Genomic DNA, 17,670 nt, shown 5'->3' with positions numbered 1-17,670 from the left:
GGTCACCCGCCGTGCGCGGTCAGCCGCCGCACGCCCGCGGACCACAGCAGCCGGGCCGCGCCCCACAACACCAGAACCCAGAGCAGCTGTACGCCGATCAGCGTCACCGCCTCGGCGCCACGTACCTGCCCCAGGTAGATCAGCGCCGGGGTGGAGACGATGCCGGGGAACGGGGAGAGCTGGCAGACGACCTGGAGCCAGCCGGGGAACAACGCGATCGGCACCAGCGCCCCGGACAGGATGTTGGTGACCGCCACCCGGGACAGGCTCAACCCGTGGAAGTTGCCGGTCCAGAAGCACAGCAGCCCGACGAGGTAGACCAGGCCGAACTTCAGCGGCACCACCGCCAGCAGGCTGAGCAGGAACAGCCCGGCCTGCCCGGCGGCGGGCAGCGCGGCGCCGCCGAACGCCGACACCAGCGTCGCCGCCATCACCGCCACCGTCAGCACTTCACCGACGACGTATCCGAGCGACAGCGCGAAACGCGAGAGCTGGTAGTCGATCGGCCGGACCAGGTCGAGCGCCACGGTGCCGTGCAGCACCGGGCCGGCGATCTGCGCGTCGGTGAAGCTCGACAGCAGCGCCCCGGTCAGGAACGCCACGACCAGGTAGCCCTTCATCTGCTCCCAGGACAACCCGCCCACCTCGCCGCCGGCCGCGCCGGCGAAGACCGCCTGCCAGACCGCGAACAGCGCCACTGTCTGCACCACGACCCCGGTGAGCTGGAGGAGGAACTCGCCCCGGTAGATCAGCAGCGTCGACCAGGACATCCGGGCCAGCGTCAGGTACGCCCTCATGCCGGCACCGACGGGCTCAGCTCGCCGGCGTACGCCCGGCGCACCACGTCCTCGATGGACGGCTCGTCGATCCGGATGTCCACCACCGGCGCCCGGCGGGCGACCACCGAGACGATCTCGCCCGCGCCGTACGCGCCGTGGTCGAACGTGACGGCGATCTGCCGTGCCGACCCGTCGTGGACCAGCCGGACGCCCGGCAGGTCGGCGTCGAGGTCGCCGTGCCAGTCGGCGCCGAGCGTCAGGTGCACGGTCCGCTGGTCGGCGACCAGCCGGCGGACGGCGTCGATCGAGCCGTCGAAGATGATCCGGCCCCCGTCGATGATCACGAGCCGGCGGCAGACCTGCTCGATGTCACCGATGTCGTGCGTGGTCATCAGCACCGTGGTCCCGCTCGCGCGCTGGGCCCGCAGGAAGTCCCGGACGGCCTGCCGGGCGACGATGTCCAGCCCGATGGTCGGCTCGTCGAGGAACACCACGGGCGGTGCGTGCAGCAGCGCGGCGGCCAGGTCGGCTCGCATCCGCTGGCCGAGCGAGAGCTGCCGGGCGACCACCGGCAGCAGCCGGCCGAGCCCGAGCAGCGCGTCGAACTCCTCCAGGCGTGCCGCGTACCGGGCCCGGGGGATGCGGTGGATGTCGCGCAGCAGCGCGAGGGAGTCGCGGACCTGCAGGTCCCACCAGAGCTGGCTGCGCTGGCCGAACAGCACGCCGATGTTGCGGGCGTTGGCGTGCCGGTCGCGGTGCGGGTCGAGGCCGCAGACGCGTACCCGCCCGGCGGTGGGGTGCAGGATGCCGGTGAGCAGCTTGACCGTCGTCGACTTCCCGGCGCCGTTGGGCCCGACGTACGCGACCGCCTCGCCGGAGGAGATCGACAGGTCGACGCCGTCCACCGCCACGTGCTCGACGTGCCGTGGCCGTACGAGATGGCGCAGCGAGCCGCGCAGGCCCGGCTGCTTGTCGGCGATCCGGAAGCGCTTGGTCAGGCCACTGGCCTCGATCACTGGCATCGGCGGTGTCGTTCCCGGTCAGCCGGCCGCGACGGCGGCACGGTGGTGCGGGCGCAGCCGCAGCACCGTGCCGAGGCCGTCGACCTCGGTCAGGGTGGTCTCGAACGCGGCGCCCATGACCCGGCCCAGGTAGCCCAGGCTCGCCGGGTCCGGGTCGAACCGCGCCGAGAGCTCCGCGCCGGTGGAGACCAGGTGCACCTCGTCGGCGAGGGCACCGGCGACGTTGACGAACTGGCACAGGTCCTCCCAGTAGAGGTACCGCCAGAAGTCGACGCTGACCACGGCGTCCAGGCTGTCCGCGGCGACCGGTGGCCTGATCCCGACCAGGTGGAAGTTGGCCGGACCGGCCGGCGCCCCGTAGTCGTAGGTCAGCGCGCCGTCGGGCAGCCCGGCCTCGGCGCTGCCGGTGCCGACCCACAGCACCCGGTCGCCGGGCAGGCGACCGGCGAGCCGCTGCACCGCCGGCCCGATCCGGCACCAGGAGCGGCGTACGCAGTCGTCCATCGCCCGGCGGTAGTGCACCACCCGCTCGGCCGCGCGGGCCACGTCCACCGGCCCGGCGAACTCCCACTCCACGACCGGGTACTTGAGCGCGACCCGATCCAGGTTGTCCATGAAGTCGTTCCAGTTCTGGATGACGTTGCGGTGGTGCGGCAGGTGGTAGACGGCGGCCAGGTCGTCGTAGGCGAAGTTGCGGTTGAGTACGCCGAGGTGCGCGTGCACCCGGTAGAAGAGCTCCATGTCCTCCAGGCCCCAGCGCAGGCCGAAGCCCTCGTCGAAGCCGCCGACCGCCTCGAACACGTCCCGGCGCACCGAGGCGTTGTGGGTGAAGCAGAACAGCCACCCGGCCAGCAGCCAGTCGTCGCCGGACGGTCCCTCCTCGGTCCCGAACCGCATGTCGCCGCCGCCGCGCCCACGCAGCCGGGGTACGGGCATGGTCGGCTGGTCGGCCAGCGCCGCGTGCACGTGCTCGATGCCGGTCTCGTCGCGCCGGCCCATCAGCACCGCCGGCGCGGACGGGTCGCGGTGGTGGTCGAGGTGGCGGCGCAGCAGGTCCGGCGTGGCGTACGAGTCGGCGTCGAGGAACAGCAGCAGCGGCGCGGTCGCCCGGCGCGCGGCCTCGTTGCGGGCCGCCGCCCGGCCGCCGCGCTCGGGCCGTTCGACGAAGTGCAGGCGCAGCCCCTTGCCGGCGTCGGCGATGCCGGAGTACTGGCTGCCGTCCCCGCCGTCGCGGACGACGATGACCTCGAAGCGGTCCGGGTCCAGCGTCTGACGCCGCAGCGACCGCAGCGTGAGCTCCAGGCAGGGGGCGTCCGCGTGGGTGGGGATCACCACGCTCAGCTCGACGGCTCGACCGGGTTCAACGCTCATCTGACGTACCTCTCCGCTTGTCCCACGAGCCGGGCCACCGGCCGCGCTGACGATGGGACGGAGCCGCCGGCGATCGCCGGCGGCTCCGCGATGATCAGTGGCAGTTGACGCAGCACCACTGGATCGGCCGGCCCTGGCACGCGGCGCCGCCGCAGGAGCCCTTGCCCATGGCGGACGGGTCGGTCAGCGTGATCCCAGCGGCCGTCGGCATGGCGTAGAGCCCCGCCGACGCCTCGTCACCGGCACCTGACCAGGAGACCGCTGTGGTGTCCAGGTCGGACAGGTCGATCGACATGTTCCTGCTTTCACCCATCGATTCATCCTCTTTTCGGATCGATGTGGACAGTGGAACGAAGCGTAGGCCGGTCCTGGCGGGATTCGCACCGCGCTGATGTAACAGGGAGATAAAGCGAGGCGGAACCGTCAATTCGCGCAGGTGAAGGCCGGTCGGGAACGGAAAGATTCCGGGCGGTGACGCGGCGTAGTTCGGGGATCCACTATTCGAGACGCCCAGGTCAGGTGGGGTCGAACGATGAATCACCGCATCAATTGCCTCCTTCTCCGATCGCGTGAAGCCGATGTAACGAGAAGATTAAGTAGGGGAAGGTGTCAATGAATGCGGGCGACCCTCTATTGTGAAGTGACCTGCTTATTCGCCGACCCCGGCTATGGAATGCCGGGACGGGTGGCCCCGATCGCCGCAGGCGGGCCCGAACGTGACATCCGGCCCCACGAGGGCGGATTTCGGTTACCGTCCGAACGGGTGGATTGACGAGGCGTACGACTGGGCATCACCGGCGTGCGCATCGGCGGCCCCCTGTCCGCTGCGCTCACGATCATGGGCCGAAGGAGCGACATGCAGGTCTGGCCGGGCGAGAGCTACCCCCTCGGCGCCACCTACGACGGGATGGGCACCAACTTCGCGATCTTCTCCGAGGTGGCGGAGAAGATCGAGCTCTGCCTGTTCGACGAGTGGGACATCGGCACCGAGCGCCGGGTGGAGCTGCGCGAGGTCGACGCGTACGTCTGGCACGCCTACATCCCCGGCGTCGAGCCCGGCCAGCGCTACGGCTACCGGGTGCACGGGCCGTGGAACCCGGCCGAGGGGCTGCGCTGCAACCCGCACAAGCTGCTGCTCGACCCGTACGCGAAGGCGGTCGACGGGGAGATCATGTGGCACCCGTCGGTCTACGACTACGAGGTCGGCGGCGACCCGGACCGGATGAACACCGAGGACTCGGCGCCGTACATGCCGAAGTCGGTGGTGGTGAACCCGTACTTCGACTGGGGCAACGACCGGCCGCCGCGCACCCCGTACCACCACTCGGTGATCTACGAGGCCCACGTGCGCGGGCTGACCATGCGCCACCCGGGCATCCCGGAGGAGCTGCGCGGCACGTACGCGGCGATCGCCTCGCCGGTGATGATCGAGCACTTCAAGCGGCTCGGCGTCACGGCGGTGGAGCTGATGCCGGTGCACGAGTTCGTGCACGACCACCGCCTGGCCGACCTGGGGCTGCGCAACTACTGGGGCTACAACACCATCGGCTTCTTCGCCCCGCACCACGGCTACTCCGCGCTGGGCCGCCTGGGCCAGCAGGTGCAGGAGTTCCGGGGCATGGTCAAGGCGCTGCACGCCGCCGGCATCGAGGTCATCCTCGACGTGGTCTACAACCACACCGCCGAGGGCAACCACCTCGGGCCGTCGCTGAGCTTCAAGGGCATCGACACCCCCAGCTACTACCGGCTCTCCGAGGACGACCGGCGCTACTTCGTCGACTACACCGGCACCGGCAACAGCCTCAACGTCCGCAGCCCGCACTCACTTCAGCTGATCATGGATTCGCTGCGCTACTGGGTCACCGAGATGCACGTCGACGGCTTCCGGTTCGACCTGGCGGCCACGCTGGCCCGCGAGTTCTACGAGGTGGACCGCCTGTCCACGTTCTTCGAGGTGGTGCAGCAGGACCCGGTGGTCGGCCGGGTGAAACTCATCGCCGAGCCGTGGGACGTCGGCCCCGGCGGCTACCAGGTCGGCAACTTCCCGCCGCAGTGGACCGAGTGGAACGGCAAGTACCGCGACACCGTACGCGACTTCTGGCGCGGCGAGCCGGCCACGCTCGCCGAGTTCGCCTCCCGCATCTCCGGCTCCGCAGACCTCTACCAGGACGACGGCCGCCGCCCGTTCCACAGCATCAACTTCGTCACCTGCCACGACGGGTTCACGCTGGCCGACCTGGTCTCCTACAACGACAAGCACAACGAGGCGAACGGCGAGGACAACCGGGACGGGGAGAGCCACAACCGGTCCTGGAACTGCGGCGTCGAGGGCGAGACCGACGACCCGGGCGTACGCGCGCTGCGGGCCCGGCAGCGGCGCAACTTCCTGGCCACGCTGATGCTGTCCCAGGGCGTGCCGATGCTCGGCCACGGCGACGAGCTGGGCCGCACCCAGCGCGGCAACAACAACGCCTACTGCCAGGACAGTGAGATCGCCTGGGTGGACTGGGACCGGGCCGACGACGAGCTGCTGGACTTCGTCCGCCGGCTCACCGACTTCCGCAACCGGCACCAGGTGTTCCGCCGCCGCCGGTTCTTCACCGGCCTGCCGGTGGGCGGCCGGGCCGCCGGCTCCGGACTGCCGGACCTGGCCTGGTACACCCCGGACGGCCGGGAGATGACCGGCGAGGACTGGGGCAACGACTTCGGCCGCTCGGTGGCCCTGTTCGTCAACGGCGACGGCATCGGGGAACGCGGCCAGTACGGCCAGCGCCACCGGGACGACTCGTTCCTGCTGCTGTTCAACGCGCACGACGCGCCGCTGGACTTCACGCTGCCCGGCGAGGAGTTCGGCAGCCGGTGGGAGTTGGTGATCAGCACCGCGGAACCCGACCCGGAGAAGACGACACTGGTCGAGGCGGGCGGCACGGTCTGCGTACCGGACCGCTCGCTGCTGGTCCTGGAGAGGACGGCCTGACCCATGCCCGACACCCCCCGCTCGACCTACCGGGTCCAGGTGCGTCCCGGCTTCGACCTGGACGCCACGGCCGAGCTGGCGGGCTACCTCGCCGCGCTCGGCGTCACCCACCTCTACACCGCGCCCCTGCTCACCGCCACGCCCGGCTCCACGCACGGCTACGACGTGGTCGACCACCGCGCGGTCAACCCGCAGCTCGGGGGCGAGCCCGCCCGGGCCCGGCTGGTCCGGGCGCTGCGCGCGGCCCGGCTGGGCCTGGTCGTGGACATCGTGCCCAACCACGCCGGCGTCGCCCGGCCCGAGGCCAACCCGGCCTGGTGGGACGTGCTGCGGCGGGGACGCGAATCGCCGTACGCGCGCTGGTTCGACATCGACTGGGACCGGGGGCGGCTGCTGCTGCCGGTGCTCGCCGACAGCGCCGACGCGCTCGACGACCTGAAGCTCGTCGACGGGGAGCTGCGCTACCACGAGCACCGCTTCCCGGTCGCCGACGGCACCGGTGACGGGACGCCCCGGCAGGTGCACGACCGGCAGCACTACGAGCTGGTGAACTGGCGGCGCGGCGACGCCGAGCTGACGTACCGCCGGTTCTTCGCCGTGTCCGACCTGGCCGGCCTGCGGGTGGAGGACCCGGAGGTGTTCGACGCCACCCACGCGGAGATCCTGCGCTGGGTCGACGCCGGGGAGGTCGACGGCATCCGCGTCGACCACCCGGACGGGCTGCGCGACCCGGCGGGCTACCTGGCCCGGTTGCGCGCCGCCGCGCCGCAGAGCTGGCTCGTGGTGGAGAAGATCCTGGAGTACGGCGAGGACCTGCCGGACTGGCCGGTCGACGGCACCACCGGCTACGACGCGCTGGCCGCCGTGTCCGGACTGTTCGTCGACCCGGACGCCGAGGCGGACTTCACCGCGCTCGACGGCCGGCTCACCGGCCGGCACACGTCCTGGGCGGACCTGACGCGCGCCACCAAGCTGGAGGCCGCCACCCGGCTGCTCGCCGCCGAGCTGACCCGGCTGGCCGCGCTCGTGCCGGAGCTGCCCGGCGAGCAGGTCCGCGCCGCCCTGGCCGAGCTGGCCGCGTGCTTCCCGGTCTACCGCGGATACCCGCCCGAAGGCGCCCGGCACCTGGCCGCCGCCCGCAGCGAGGCAGGCCGCCGCCGTCCCGACCTGACCGGCGTGCTCGACCAGGTCACCGCCCGGCTGCGCGACCCCGGCCACGAGCTGGCCGCCCGGTTCCCGCAGCTGACCGGCGCGGTGATGGCCAAGGGCGTGGAGGACACCGCGTACTACAGGTGGAGCCGGTTCGTCGCGCTCAACGAGGTCGGCGGCAGCCCGGCCCACTTCGGTGTGCCAGCGGCCGAGCTGCACCGCTTCGCCGCCGCCCGGCACGTGCGCTGGCCGGCGAGCATGACCGCGCTGTCCACCCACGACACCAAGCGCGGCGAGGACGTCCGCGCCCGCCTCGCGGTGCTGTCCGAGCTGCCCGGCCGCTGGGCCGAACGGGTCACCGACTGGATGTCGCGCGCGCCGCTGGCCGACCCCGCGCTGGCCCACCTGCTCTGGCAGACCGCCGTCGGGGCGTGGCCGATCGAACGGGAACGACTGCACGGGTACGCCGAGAAGGCCGCCCGGGAGGCGTCCGTCACCACCAGCTGGGCCGACCCGGACCCGGGCTTCGAGCACGAGCTGCACGCCCTGGTCGACCGGATGTACGACGACCCGGAGCTGCACGCCCAGATCACCGCGTTCGCCGCCGAGATCACGCCGCCCGGCTGGTCGAACGCGCTCGGGCAGAAGCTGGTCCAGCTCGCCATGCCCGGTGTGCCCGACGTCTACCAGGGCACCGAGCTGTGGGAGAACTCGCTCGTCGACCCGGACAACCGGCGGCCGGTCGACTTCGCCGTACGCCGGGACCTGCTGGCCCGGCTCGACGCCGGCTGGCGGCCCGCGGTGGCCGCCGACGGCGCGGCCAAGCTGCTCGTGGTGTCCCGGACGCTGCGTCTGCGCCGCGACCGCCCGGACCTGTTCGGCGGCTACCGGCCGGTGCCCGCGCGCGGCCCGGCCGCCGCGCACGCGGTGGCCTTCGACAGGGGTGGGGCGGTCGCTGTGGCGACCCGGCTGCCGCTGCGGCTGGCCCGCTCCGGCGGCTGGCGGGACACGGCGCTGTCACTTCCCGTTCACGAGTGCACCGACTTGTTCACCGGACGGGTCTACAGTGGTTCTGAGCTGCTCCTTCATGATCTGCTGAGCACCTACCCCGTCGCCCTCCTCGCACCCACCGACTCTGTGGAGGCCGCCGCATGACCGAGTTCACGGTGTGGGCGCCCGAGGCCGCCCGGGTGCGGCTGCGCCTGCCCGGCGTCGCCGACCACGCGATGCGTCAGGCGCCGGACGGCTGGTGGCGGGTCGAGGTCCCCGGCGCCGGGCCCGGCACCGACTACGCGTTCCTGCTCGACGACGACGCCCAGGCGCTGCCCGACCCCCGCTCGGCCTGGCAGCCGGCCGGGGTGCACGGGCCCAGCCGGCTCTACGACCACGCCGCGTTCGCCTGGACCGACGCCGCCTGGACCGGCCGGCAACTGCCCGGCAGCGTGCTGTACGAGCTGCACATCGGCACGTTCACCCCGGAAGGCACGTTCGACGGGGCGATCGCCAGGCTCGACCACCTCGTCGACCTCGGCGTGGACATGGTCGAGCTGCTGCCGGTGAACGCGTTCAACGGCGAGCACAACTGGGGCTACGACGGCGTCTGCTGGTTCGCGCCGCACGAGCCGTACGGCGGCCCGGACGGCCTGAAACGGTTCGTCGACGCCGCCCACGCCAAGGGCCTGGGGGTGATCCTCGACGTCGTCTACAACCATTTCGGGCCCTCCGGGGCCTACGCGCCGCGGTTCGCGCCGTACCTCACCGAGCAGAGCAACACCTGGGGCCGCACCGTCAACCTGGACGGCCCGCACTCCGACGGGGTACGCCGCTACATCGCCGACAGCGTGCTGGGCTGGCTGCGCGACTACCACGTCGACGGGCTGCGGCTGGACGCCGTGCACGCCATGCCGGACGGCCGGGCCGTGCACTGGCTGGAGGAGGTGGCCGCCGAGGTGGAGGCGCTGTCCACGCACCTCGGGCGGCCGCTGTCGCTGATCGCCGAGAGCGACCTCAACGACCCGCGCCTGATCACGCCGCGCGAGGCGGGCGGGTACGGCCTGCACGCCCAGTGGAACGACGACGCCCACCACGCGCTGCACACGCTGCTCACCGGCGAACGGCAGGGCTACTACGGCGACTTCGGCTCCCTGGAGTGCCTCACCGACGTGCTGACCGGCGGGTTCTTCCACGCCGGCACCTGGTCCAGCTTCCGCGGCCGCAGCCACGGCCGCCCGGTCGACAGGCAGCGCACGCCCGGCCACCGCTTCGTGGCGTACCTGCAGAACCACGACCAGATCGGCAACCGGGCCACCGGCGACCGGATCTCCGCCACGCTGTCGCCCGGCCTGTTGCGCGTCGGCGCGACGCTGCTGATGACCGCGCCGTTCACGCCGATGCTGTTCATGGGGGAGGAGTGGGCTGCCGCCACGCCGTGGCAGTTCTTCACCAGCCACCCCGAGCCGGAACTCGCGACGGCTGTCGCCACCGGCCGCAGACGCGAGTTCGCCGACCACGGCTGGGCCACCGACGACGTGCCGGACCCGCAGGACCCGCAGACGTTCCTGCGGTCCCGGCTGGACTGGGCCGAGCTGGACAAGCCCGACCACCGCGAGACGTACGACCTCTACCGGCGGCTGATCGCGCTGCGCCGCTCCCGGGCCGACCTGTCCGACCCCCGGCTGGACCGGGTCGACGTCCGCCACGGCGACCGGTTCCTGGTGATGCGGCGCGGCGACACGCTCGTGGTGGCGAACCTGGCCGGCCGGGCGCAGCGGATCAACCTGCCCGGGGTGGTACGCCGGGTGCTGCTCGCCACGTCCGAGGGCGTCACGGTGATGCGCGACGGGATCGAGCTGCCGCCGGAGTCGGCCGCGATCGCGGCGCTCTGACCGCTCCCGCGGCCCCGCTCCCGCGGCCCCGCTCCCGCGGCCCCGCTCCCGCGGCCCCGCTCCCGCGGCCCCGCTCCCGCGGCCCCGCTCCCGCGGCCCCGCTCCCGCGGCCCCGCTCCCGCGGCCCCGCTCCCGCGGCCCCGCTCCCGCGGCCCCGCTCCCGCGGCCCCGCTCCCGCGGCCCCGCTCCCGCGGCCCCGCCCCCGCGGCCCCGCCCCCGGGCCTCCGGCCCTCGGCGCCGATCTTGGAGTTGTGGCGCCTCGAAGGTCGCGCATGCCGGGTTTGCGAACCACCACAACTCCAAGATCGGCGGGGTGGGGAGCGGTGAGTTCGTCGACGGGGCGGGGTCCTAACTCCGACGACCCGGCCCCTGGAGGTTTCATGTCCGACACGCTGACCCGCCGTGAGCTGTGGGCGCTCGCGCACGCCGAGCGCGCCGCCTTGGCCGACGACCTCGCCGGAATCGACGCGGCGCAGTGGGCGCGGCGCTCGCTGTGCGGACGGTGGACCGTTGAGGAGACACTCGCGCACCTGACGGCGGCGGCAAGCGTCGGCCGGGCCCGCTGGGTCGCCAGCGTGCTCGGCGCCCGGTTCGACTTCGACCTGCACAACGACCGCCGGCTGGCCGAGCACCGGGGCGCCGACCCGGGGGAGACGCTCGACCGGTTCCGGCGGATCATCGGCAGCACCACGTCGACGTTCGGCCCGACCGAGGCGTGGCTCGGTGAGGTGGTCGTGCACGCCCAGGACATCCGGCGGCCGCTCGGCCTGGCCCGGACGCCCCCGGTCGAGGCGGTGACGCCGGTCGCCCGGTTCTACGCCGGGCGGGACTTCACGGTGGCCGGGCGCAGCGCGATCGACGGCCTGCGGGTGGAGGCGACCGACGGGCCGTTCACCGCCGGCGACGGCCCGCTGGTCAGCGGCACCACGCTGGCGCTGACGATGGCGATGGCCGGGCGGGCCGCGTACTGCGACGACCTCACCGGGCCCGGTGTCCCCACGCTGCGGGAGCGCTGCACGCCCGTGTGACCACGGCGGGTGCCCGGGTCACGGCTTCGGCAGCGTCAGGATCTCCGCGCCGTCGTCGGTGATGGCGATGGTGTGCTCGCTGTGCGCGGTGCGGCAGCCGGTCGCGCTGCGCAGCGTCCACCCGTCGGCGTCGGTGACGAGCGTGGCGGTGTCCGCCATCACCCACGGCTCCAGCGCCAGCAGCAGCCCGGGGCGCAGTTTGTACCCGCGTCCGGGGCGGCCGGTGTTCGACACGTGCGGGTCCTGGTGCATCGTCGACCCGACGCCGTGCCCGCCGAACTCGGTGTTGACCGTGTAACCGGCCGCGGTGAGGACCGATCCGATTGCGTGCGAGAGGTCGCCGATCCGGGCGCCGGGACCGGCGGCGGCGATCCCGGCCTGCAACGCCCGCTCGGTCGCGTCGATGAGCGCGACGCTCTCCGCGGGCCGGGCGTCACCGACGAGGAAGCTGATCGCGGAGTCGGCCACCACTCCGCCGAGGCTGACGGCCAGGTCGAGGCTCAGCAGGTCGCCGTCGGCGAGCGTATAGTCGTGCGGCAGGCCGTGCAGCACCGCGTCGTTCACCGACGTGCAGATGTAGTGGCCGAACGGCCCGCGCCCGAAGGACGGCTCGTAGTCGACGTAGCAGGACTGCGCCCCGGCCTCGACGATCATGCGCTGGGCCTGCCTGTCGATGTCGAGCAGGTTGGTGCCGACGGTGGTGCTGCTCCGGAGGGTCTGCAGGATGTGGGCGACCAGGGCGCCGGTGTCCCGCGCCCGCCGTACGTCGGTGGGGCTCAGGATCTCGATCATGCGGGCGCCTTCCTCACGCGACCAATAAGTATCCCGGTCATGTTATCCCGGTATTAGAATCTCGGCATGGTCCGGTTGCCCCTCACTCCCGCCGAGGTCGAGCGCGGGCAGCGCCTCGGCGCGCTCCTGCGCCGCGCCCGGGGTGAGCGATCCATGCTGCTCACCGCGCTCGACGCGGGTGTCTCCCCGGAGACGCTCCGCAAGATCGAGTCCGGCCGGGTGGCCACCCCGGCGTTTCCCACCATCGCCGCCATCGCCGACGTCCTCGGCCTCTCCCTGGATGCGGTCTGGTCGGAGATCAACCACTCCGACGACGTGGCGCGTCTCGCGCCGTCCGAGCGGCGCCTCGCCTCGTAGGGCAGCCCTCTCGACGGGGTCGAGCATACCGAGTATGTAAGATTCCGCGCATGCCACCCTCGCGTCGCGCCGTCGCGCTTGTCGTTCCCGTCGCCGGTTTCCTGCTCGGCTTCCTGGACTTCGTCTGGATCAAGTGGGTGCCGTTCCCGTTCGCCGAACTGGGCAACTCCACAGCCACCTGGGCGGTGGCCGCGTTCGCGCTGGGCTGGTGGATCCGGTCGGGCGCGGTGCGTGCCGCCCTGGCCGCCAGCGTCCTGCTGATCGTCGCGGTGCCCAGCTACTACCTGGCGGCGACGCTGCTCCAGGGCGACGACCTCGCCGTGATCTGGGCGCTCACCTCGTTCGTCTGGATGGCGTTCGGCGTGGTGGCGGGCGTGGTGTTCGGCGTCGCCGGCATCTGGGCGCGGACCGACGGATGGCGGCGCGTCGTGGGGACCGCGCTGCCGGTGGCCGTGTTCGTGGAGGAGGCGCTGCGGTTCGCGCTGAAGTCCGGGTCCTACCCCGGAGCCTGGTGGAACGTGGCGATCGACCTCGGGCTGGCCGTGCTGCTCGTGGTGCTGATCGGCCGGTCCGCCCGGGTACGGCTGCTGGCCGCCGCGGTGGCGCTGCCGCTGGCCGCGGCGGGCGCGCTCACGTTCGCCGCCGTCGCGGGGAGCTGACCTGCCCCGCCGCCGAGGCTGCGAGCCACCCCGCCGGCCGAGGATGCGGGCCACCGCGTCGGCCGAGGCGGCGGGCCGTCGGCCCGACCGGGATCGGCGACAATGACCCGAGAACGGTTTGGTCCGGATGACGGGGGAGGAAACGGATGATCCGACGGCAGGTGCTCACGGCGGCGATGCTCACGGCGACGGCCCTGGTGGCCGGCTGCACAAAGGACCGGCCCGAAGCCGCGTCGCCCACCAGCGCCCCGACCGCACCCGCCGCGTCGGCGACGCCGAACGCCGAGCCGGTGCCCGCGCCGGCCGAGCTGGCGGCGCTGGAGCGGCGCTTCGGCGCCCGGATCGGCGTCTACGCCGTCGACACCGGCACCGGCCGCACCCTCGCGCACCGGGCCGACGAGCGGTTCGCGTACGCCTCGACGTGCAAGGCGCTCGCCGCCGGCGCGATGCTGGCCGCCACGTCCGACGCCGACCGGGACCGGGTGGTCCGCTACCGGCGCGCCGACCTGGTGGCGCACTCACCGGTGACCGAACGGCACGTGGAGACCGGAATGACGCTGCGGGACGCCGCCGAGGCGGCGGTGCGGTACAGCGACAACACCGCCGGCAACCTGCTGTTCGACGCGCTCGGCGGCCCGGCCGGCTTCGCACGGGCGCTCCGGGAGGTGGGCGACTCGGTCACCCGGCCCGCCCGTACCGAGCCGGACCTGAACGCGGCCACGCCCGGCGACGAGCGCGACACCAGCACGCCCCGCGCGCTGGCCGGCTCGCTGCGGGCGTACACGCTGGGTGAGGCCCTGCCGCCCGCGGACCGGGACCTGCTGTTGAGCTGGATGCGGGCCAGCACCACCGGCAGCGGGCTGGTCCGGGCCGGCGTGCCGGCCGGGTGGCAGGTGGCGGACAAGTCCGGCACCGGCGGGTACGGCACCCGCAACGACATCGCCGTGGTGTGGCCGCCGGACTCCGCGCCGATCGTGCTGGCGGTCATGTCCAGTCGCGGCAGCCGCGACGCGAAGCCCGACGACACCCTGGTCGCCCAGGCCGCGCGGGCGACGGTGACCGCGTTGCGCTGACGGGAGGCCGGCTCAGGGGATGGGCCACTCGTGCACGGGCCGGTTGCTGTGCATCAGGTCGACGTAGTGGCGGACCACCTCGCGCAGCGCCGCCGGACGGTCCAGGTGGTCGGCCGACTCCAGCCGGTGCAGCGTCTCCACCTGCCAGGTCGCGCCGTTGCGGCTGGTCAGGCAGCGCTGCTCGACGATGCCGAGCAGCCGGTCCCGCTCGGCGGGGTCGAGGCCCCACCGGTCCAGCCCGTGGTGGGCCATCGGCAGCAGCCGGCGCAGCACCAGCTCGGTCACCGGCAGGTAGCCCAGGCCGGGCCAGTACACCTGGGCGTCGATGCCGTGCCGGGCGCAGGCGTTGAAGTTCTCCTCGGCCGCGCTGAACGACATCTGCGACCACAGCGGACGGTCGGACTCGGCGAGCGCCCGCACCAGGCCGAAGTAGAACGCGCCGTTGGCGACGGTGTCCAGCACCGTCGGCCCGGCCGGCAGCACCCGGTTCTCCACCCGCAGGTGCGGGCGGCCCTTCAGCACGTCGTAGACCGGCCGGTTCCACCGGTAGATGGTGCCGTTGTGCAGCCGCAGCTCGGCCAGTTTCGGCACGCCGCCGYTGTGCAGCGTGATGGCCGGGTCCTCCGGGTCGCAGACCGGCAGCAGCGCCGGAAAGTAGCGCACGTTCTCCTCGAACAGGTCGAACACGGAGGTGATCCAGCGTTCCCCGAACCACACCCGCGGGCGTACGCCCTGGGCCTTGATCTCCTCCGCCCGGGTGTCGGTGGCCTGCTGGAACAGCGGCACCCGGGTCTCGCGCCACAGCTCCCGGCCGAAGAACAGCGGCGAGTTCGCGCCGAGCGCCACCTGGATGCCGGCGATCGCCTGGGCCGCGTTCCAGTAGTCGGCGAACTGCGCCGGGCTGACCTGGAGGTGGAACTGGGTGCTGGTGCAGGCCGCCTCCGGGGTGATCGTGTCGGCGGTGGTGGCCAGCCGCTCCACCCCGCTGATCGCGATCGGCAGGTCCTCGCCCCGGGCGGCGAAGATCTGCTCGTTGAGCAGCGCGTACCGGGGATTGGCCGACAGCGTCTCGGCGGTCAGGTGCTCCGGGCGCAGCGTCGGCAGGATGCCGACCATCACCATGTGCGCGCCGACCGTGCGGGCCTTTGACTCGGCGGCGTTCAGGCTGGCCCGCACGTGTTCCTCGAACGCGGCGGTGCCGGTGCCGGCCAGCCGGCGCGGCTCGACGTTGATCTCGACGTTGAACTGGCCCAACTCGGTCTGGAACGCCGGGTCGGCGATCGCCTCCAGCACGTCGGCGTTGCGCATGGCCGGGTCGAAGTCGTCGTCGACCAGGTTCAGCTCGATCTCCAGGCCGGTCATCGGCCGCTCCACGTCGAACCGGGACTCGCGCAGCATCTCGGCGAACACGTCCAGGCACCGCCGGACCTTCTCGCGATAGCGGGCCCGGTCCTCCCGGCTGAAGGTACGCACGCCGACGTCCTCGCCCATGGTCACCACCCTGTCACCGTTGGTTCTTCCCAACCTCGCACGGAGTGGCGGGTCAGGAAAGGTCCGCCAGACCCTTTTCTGTACCCCGTGGCGGCCCCGGTGATCCCCGTCGCGGGGCAGCGGGTTCTGTCCGGGCCGCCCGGCCCGGGCGGCTAGCATGGCCGCCGACGGCGAAGGGGAGTGGCTGATGCGCGACGGGTGGATCCGGGCGTTCGTGGTGGCGGCGTTCGCCGAGGGCTGCTCGTGGGCGGCGCTGCTGGCCGGCATGGCGGTCAAGTACGGGCCGCCCGGAAACGAGATCGGCGTGAAGATCTTCGGCCCGATCCACGGCGCGTTGTTCGTGGTCTACGGACTGCTGACGCTCGTGGTGGCCCGGCGGCGCCGCTGGACGCTCGTGCAGACCGGGCTGGCCCTGGTCAGCGCGGTGCCCCCGTTCGCCACCGTGCTGTTCGAGCGCTGGGCGCGCCGCCGGGGCCTGCTCGACGCGCCGGCCCCGGTCGAGCGACCGCTCACCCCCGCCGGTCGCTGACCGAGGCAAGGTCCTCCGCGAGGAAACCGGCCAGCACGTCGGTCAGCTCCCGCGGCGCCTCCTCGGCCATGTGGTGCCCGGACGGGATCGAGGCGGTCCGCACGTCGTCGGCCCAGTCCCGCCAGATCGCGGCCGGGTCGCCGTACAGGTCGACCATGTCGTCGCGCTCGGACCAGGCGAACAGCACCGGGCAGCCGATCCGGCGTCCGGCGGCGCGGTCCGCGTCGTCCGCCGCCCGGTCCGGACCGAGCCCGGCCCGGTAGTCCTCACACATGGCGTGCACGGTGGCCGGATCGTGGATGGCTCGCCGGTAGTCGGCGTACGCCTGCTCGCCCATCTCCTCCGGTGAGCCGCCGTACCAGGCGTCCGGATCGGCGTTTATCACCCGCTCGGCCGGTTTGGCGAGCTGGCCGAGGAAGAACCAGTGCCACCAGCGGGCGGCGAACCGGGCGTCGCAGCGGGCCAGCGCCTCACCGATCGGCACCCCGTCCAGCACACCGAGGCGGCTCACCCGGTCCGGGTGGTCCAGGGCGGTGCGCATGGCCACGTACGCGCCGCGGTCGTGTCCGACGACGGCGGCCCGGCGGTGGCCGAGCGCGTCGAGCAGCCCGACCACGTCCGCGGCCATCGCCCGCTTGGAGTAGACCGTGTGCTCCGGGTCGCTCGGCGGCTTCGACGAGCCGCCGTAGCCGCGCAGGTCCGGGCAGATCACCGTGTGCCGCGCGGCCAGCCGCGGCGCCACCCGGTGCCAGGTCGCATGGGTACGCGGGTGCCCGTGCAGCAGCACCACCGGCGGCCCGGAGCCGCCGTGGCGTACGCGCAGGCGCACCGCGCCGGCGTCGATCTCGGTGAGCGTGAATCCGGCGAACATGGCCGCAGCGGTGCCCGCCACCGGCGACGGGGAAACCTAGGTCAGCGCGGAGCAGGCGGCCACGCCGAACAGCAGCACGGCGCCCAGCACGGCCTGGAGCAGCAGCGCCGGACCCAGGTGCGACCAGAGCGTGGCGGTGCGCGGGGTGAGCAGCTGCCCGGTGGTCAGGTTGACGATCCGCTCGATCCGGGGCGGCAGATCCTCGTCGCGCTGCGCCCGCAGCGTGAGCTGGACGTGGTCGCCGGGGTGCAGCGCACTCTGCGGCAGGTGGCCGTGCAGCTCGACCTCGACCAGCCGGCCGGCGGCGTCGCGGACCCGGACCGGGGTGACCAGGAACTCCGGCCCCTTCTTCAGCTCCTTGAAGCTGCGCCGGGCCCCGCCGCCACCGCTGCTGAGCAACGCGCGCACCACCTTCAGCAGCAGCCCCACCACCCCCGCGGCGGTCAGCACCGCGACCAGCGCCGGCTGCCCGACCCGTACCTCCCGGGCGTAGCCCTCCATCAACCGGACGAGACGTCCGGTGACGACGCGCTCCGCCGGGTGGACGACGCGACGGGTATGCAGCTCCGTGTCCATGTTCACCACCGAGAGTTCCGATCCGTGCACAGATGGTATCGACCCGTGGAGTTGAACGACGTGAATGAACACCGGTCACGCCCGGGCGGCCGGCAGGTGAACTCCGCCGGG

The 17,670-nt window shown here is 73.0% G+C and carries 16 protein-coding genes; 8 read left to right on the top strand and 8 right to left on the bottom strand.

Going from position 1 to position 17,670, the window contains the following annotated elements:
- Positions 1-2 precede the first annotated feature (2 nt).
- The 4 genes from A8711_RS27910 to A8711_RS27895 form a co-directional block, all read right to left on the bottom strand.
- Positions 3-797 carry an ABC-2 family transporter protein gene (locus tag A8711_RS27910; RefSeq protein ID WP_069089834.1) on the bottom strand — a complete coding sequence of 265 codons (795 nt, stop codon included), beginning with the start codon at positions 795-797 and terminating at the stop codon, positions 3-5.
- Positions 794-1,801: an ATP-binding cassette domain-containing protein gene (locus tag A8711_RS27905; protein ID WP_043324526.1), complete on the bottom strand. Its 1,008-nt coding sequence runs from the start codon at positions 1,799-1,801 to the stop codon at positions 794-796. The genes A8711_RS27910 and A8711_RS27905 overlap by 4 nt, the downstream gene beginning before the upstream one ends.
- Before the next feature lie 18 nt (positions 1,802-1,819).
- The gene (locus A8711_RS27900; protein WP_082930928.1) at positions 1,820-3,172 is read right to left on the bottom strand and encodes a glycosyltransferase family 2 protein; all 1,353 of its coding nucleotides are present in this window, start codon (positions 3,170-3,172) and stop codon (positions 1,820-1,822) included.
- Positions 3,173-3,266: 94 nt separating this feature from the next.
- Entirely contained in the window at positions 3,267-3,485 is a 219-nt protein-coding gene (locus tag A8711_RS27895) for a hypothetical protein (protein ID WP_124778744.1), read from the bottom strand.
- Positions 3,486-4,028: 543 nt separating this feature from the next.
- On the opposite strand from A8711_RS27895, the gene glgX reads away from it, so the two are divergent.
- From glgX to A8711_RS27875, 4 genes are all read left to right on the top strand, one after another.
- On the top strand, positions 4,029-6,149 hold the full coding sequence (gene glgX, locus A8711_RS27890; protein WP_064446146.1) for a glycogen debranching protein GlgX: 2,121 nt from the start codon (positions 4,029-4,031) through the stop codon (positions 6,147-6,149).
- Between the two features lie 3 nt (positions 6,150-6,152).
- Complete coding sequence (gene treY, locus A8711_RS27885; protein ID WP_064446145.1) at positions 6,153-8,453, top strand: malto-oligosyltrehalose synthase; 2,301 nt, start codon at positions 6,153-6,155, stop codon at positions 8,451-8,453.
- Positions 8,450-10,183: a malto-oligosyltrehalose trehalohydrolase gene (treZ, locus tag A8711_RS27880; RefSeq protein WP_043324517.1), complete on the top strand. Its 1,734-nt coding sequence runs from the start codon at positions 8,450-8,452 to the stop codon at positions 10,181-10,183. Before treY ends, treZ begins: the two co-directional genes overlap by 4 nt.
- A gap of 380 nt (positions 10,184-10,563) precedes the next feature.
- On the top strand, positions 10,564-11,211 hold the full coding sequence (locus tag A8711_RS27875) for a maleylpyruvate isomerase family mycothiol-dependent enzyme (RefSeq protein WP_069089832.1): 648 nt from the start codon (positions 10,564-10,566) through the stop codon (positions 11,209-11,211).
- A gap of 18 nt (positions 11,212-11,229) precedes the next feature.
- Here A8711_RS27875 and map read toward each other — a convergent pair whose 3' ends face one another.
- The gene (map, locus tag A8711_RS27870) at positions 11,230-12,003 is read right to left on the bottom strand and encodes a type I methionyl aminopeptidase (protein WP_064446143.1); all 774 of its coding nucleotides are present in this window, start codon (positions 12,001-12,003) and stop codon (positions 11,230-11,232) included.
- Positions 12,004-12,069: 66 nt separating this feature from the next.
- Between map and A8711_RS27865 the strand changes: the two genes are divergently transcribed.
- From A8711_RS27865 to bla, 3 genes are all read left to right on the top strand, one after another.
- Positions 12,070-12,360 carry a helix-turn-helix domain-containing protein gene (locus tag A8711_RS27865; protein ID WP_069089831.1) on the top strand — a complete coding sequence of 97 codons (291 nt, stop codon included), beginning with the start codon at positions 12,070-12,072 and terminating at the stop codon, positions 12,358-12,360.
- 50 nt (positions 12,361-12,410) lie between these two features.
- Positions 12,411-13,019: a DUF6518 family protein gene (locus A8711_RS27860; protein WP_069089830.1), complete on the top strand. Its 609-nt coding sequence runs from the start codon at positions 12,411-12,413 to the stop codon at positions 13,017-13,019.
- A gap of 146 nt (positions 13,020-13,165) precedes the next feature.
- Entirely contained in the window at positions 13,166-14,092 is a 927-nt protein-coding gene (gene bla / locus A8711_RS27855; protein ID WP_069089829.1) for a class A beta-lactamase, read from the top strand.
- Between the two features lie 12 nt (positions 14,093-14,104).
- Here the strand turns inward: bla and A8711_RS27850 are convergent, their stop codons facing one another.
- Positions 14,105-15,583, bottom strand: coding sequence for a hypothetical protein (locus A8711_RS27850; protein WP_069089828.1), 1,479 nt, complete (start codon positions 15,581-15,583; stop codon positions 14,105-14,107).
- Between the two features lie 157 nt (positions 15,584-15,740).
- Here A8711_RS27850 and A8711_RS27845 point away from each other — a divergent pair, with 157 nt between their 5' ends.
- Positions 15,741-16,112, top strand: a complete 372-nt coding sequence (locus tag A8711_RS27845) for a DUF3817 domain-containing protein (protein WP_069089827.1) — start codon at positions 15,741-15,743, stop codon at positions 16,110-16,112.
- On the opposite strand, the gene A8711_RS27840 is transcribed toward A8711_RS27845, so the two are convergent.
- Both A8711_RS27840 and A8711_RS27835 read right to left on the bottom strand, forming a co-directional pair.
- Entirely contained in the window at positions 16,093-16,983 is an 891-nt protein-coding gene (locus A8711_RS27840) for an alpha/beta fold hydrolase (RefSeq protein ID WP_069089871.1), read from the bottom strand. The two genes, A8711_RS27845 and A8711_RS27840, sit on opposite strands and share 20 nt — an antisense overlap.
- 36 nt (positions 16,984-17,019) lie before the next feature.
- Positions 17,020-17,568: a hypothetical protein gene (locus tag A8711_RS27835; protein WP_176722897.1), complete on the bottom strand. Its 549-nt coding sequence runs from the start codon at positions 17,566-17,568 to the stop codon at positions 17,020-17,022.
- Between the last annotated feature and the right edge of the window lie 102 nt (positions 17,569-17,670).

Source organism: Micromonospora sp. II, from assembly GCF_001709195.1.
GTDB lineage: Bacteria > Actinomycetota > Actinomycetes > Mycobacteriales > Micromonosporaceae > Micromonospora > Micromonospora chalcea.
The sequence above is the reverse complement of the archived record's forward strand: the minus strand, read 5'-3'. Positions and strand labels throughout refer to the sequence as shown.